Source organism: Microvirga sp. P5_D2 (assembly GCF_054049475.1).
The window spans coordinates 1-673 of record NZ_JBFUMH010000407.1; the positions used below are offsets into that span (position 1 = coordinate 1).

Sequence of the window (673 nt, forward strand, 5' to 3'; positions counted from 1 at the left end):
GTACAGGACCTTTGACCGACGGCAGCAGGTGGATCAGGCGGCGGTTGTCGAGAACAAGCGGCTGGGTCCGGTGCTGGCCTATATCGCGGAGCGGCAGAAGGAGCTCGACATGAGCCGCAGCCGCAAAGCACCGCGTCGGCGAGGGCAGGCCAAGAGCCTGTTCAAGGTGGGCTGAACTCTCAGCAGTCGCTCCTCAGAAGTGACATCTCTAACGAGCACAATCAGTGACTTGTCTAACGAGTTCTGACAGGGCGTAAGTCCTATTTCTTCACCATCACATAATCCTGGAAGTCGCAAGGACCCATCCGAACCGGAACGTGGCGCTCTACCTGGAAGCCTTGCGAGCGGTAAAAGTCTATGGCGATTTTGTTCCCGTCGTTGACGAAAAGGGCGACTGGCAGATGATTGCCGAAGTGCTCGTGGGCTGTGTTAATCAGGGCCTTGCCAAGGCCTTGCCCGCGTGTCTCCGCTAATATGTAGAGCTTCTTGATCCAGACACGCCCTTCCGACAGGTAGGCCGAAACATACCCAACATCACGTCCGTCTGATGTCGCCAGCCAATATTGATGCTTAAGCTCGGTGATATCGGCGGCGAGGGCTTCAGGCGCATAAATATCTTTCAGCATTTCCGGAATAGCTTCGGCAGGAAGTATGCCTTTGAACGCTTCCGGCC

At 56.0% G+C, this 673-nt stretch carries 1 protein-coding gene and 1 pseudogene; one reads left to right on the plus strand and one right to left on the minus strand.

Annotated elements, in window-relative coordinates; translation table 11 throughout:
* Nucleotides 1–175: pseudogene (locus ACXJKO_RS31985) on the plus strand (ISNCY family transposase); the annotation flags it as partial.
* An 85-nt stretch (nt 176–260) separates the two neighbouring features.
* Here the strand turns inward: ACXJKO_RS31985 and ACXJKO_RS31990 are convergent.
* On the minus strand, nt 261–673 hold a 413-nt coding region (locus ACXJKO_RS31990; protein ID WP_457095011.1), incomplete at its 5' end, for a GNAT family N-acetyltransferase.